1 protein-coding gene is annotated in these 1,282 nt (G+C 69.9%); it reads right to left on the bottom strand.

Annotation, left to right across the window (positions count from 1 at the left end):
• Positions 1–234: 234 nt before the first annotated feature.
• The coding region (glnA, locus tag QH283_RS17875) for a type I glutamate--ammonia ligase (RefSeq protein WP_280504130.1) at positions 235–1,282 on the bottom strand (1,048 nt) is incomplete at its 5' end.

Genomic DNA, 1,282 nt, shown 5'->3' on the forward strand with positions numbered 1-1,282 from the left:
CCCCTGACCCGCGCCCCGCCGTGGGGGGGGGCGCCCCCGCCCGCGCCCCCCCCCCCCCCCCCCCCCCCCCCCCCCCCCCCCCCCCCCCCCGCCCCCCCCCCCGCCCCCCCCACCCCCCCCCCCCCCCCCCCCCCCCCCCCGCCCGCGGGCCCGGGGCCCGGACTCGGTGATGCCACTGCGTGCGGCCTGCGTACGGAGCGGACGCTCCGCCGCGGGCCGGAACCGCTTCGCGGCTTACACGTCGAAGTAGAGCTCGAACTCGTACGGGTGCGGACGCAGGTTGACCGGAGCGATCTCGTTGTTGCGCTTGAGGTCGATCCAGGTCTCGATCAGGTCGGGGGTGAAGACGTTGCCCTCGGTCAGGTAGTCGTGATCCTGCTCGAGACGGTCGATGACCGACGCCAGGCTGGTGGGGGCCTGCGGGATGTTCTTGGCCTCCTCCGGCGGGAGCTCGTAGAGGTCCTTGTCGACGGGGGCGTGCGGCTCGATCTTCTTCTTGATGCCGTCCAGGCCGGCCATCAGCATGGCGGCGAAGGCCAGGTAGGGGTTGCCCGAGGAGTCCGGCGCGCGGAACTCGATGCGCTTGGCCTTCGGGTTGTTGCCGGTGATCGGGATGCGGACCGCGGCGGAGCGGTTGCGCTGCGAGTACACCAGGTTGATGGGGGCCTCGTAGCCCGGCACCAGGCGGTGGTAGGAGTTCACGGTCGGGTTGGTGAACGCCAGCAGCGAGGGCGCGTGGTGCAGGATGCCGCCGATGTAGTGGCGGGCGATGTCGGACAGGCCACCGTAGCCGGCCTCGTCGTGGAACAGCGGCTTGCCGTCCTTCCACAGCGACTGGTGGGCGTGCATGCCCGAGCCGTTGTCACCGAAGAGCGGCTTCGGCATGAAGGTGACGGTCTTGCCTTCCTGCCACGCGGTGTTCTTGACGATGTACTTGAACAGCTGCAGGTCGTCGGCCGCGCCGAGCAGGGTGTTGAACTTGTAGTTGATCTCGGCCTGACCGGCGGTGCCGACCTCGTGGTGGCCGCGCTCGAGCTCGAAGCCCGCGTTCTGCAGGTTGGTCGAGATCTTGTCGCGCAGGTCGACGTAGTGGTCGTAGGGCGCGACGGGGAAGTAGCCGCCCTTGTTGCGGACCTTGTAGCCGCGGTTGAGGGTGCCGTCCGGGTTGACCTCGGCGCCGGTGTTCCAGGAGCCGGAGACGGACTCGATCTTGTAGAAGGAGCCGTTCATCGACGAGTCGTAGCGGATCGAGTCGAAGATGTAGAACTCCGCCTCGGCGCCG

The sequence above is a fragment of the Nocardia farcinica genome (assembly GCF_029867845.1).
Classification (GTDB): domain Bacteria; phylum Actinomycetota; class Actinomycetes; order Mycobacteriales; family Mycobacteriaceae; genus Nocardia; species Nocardia farcinica_A.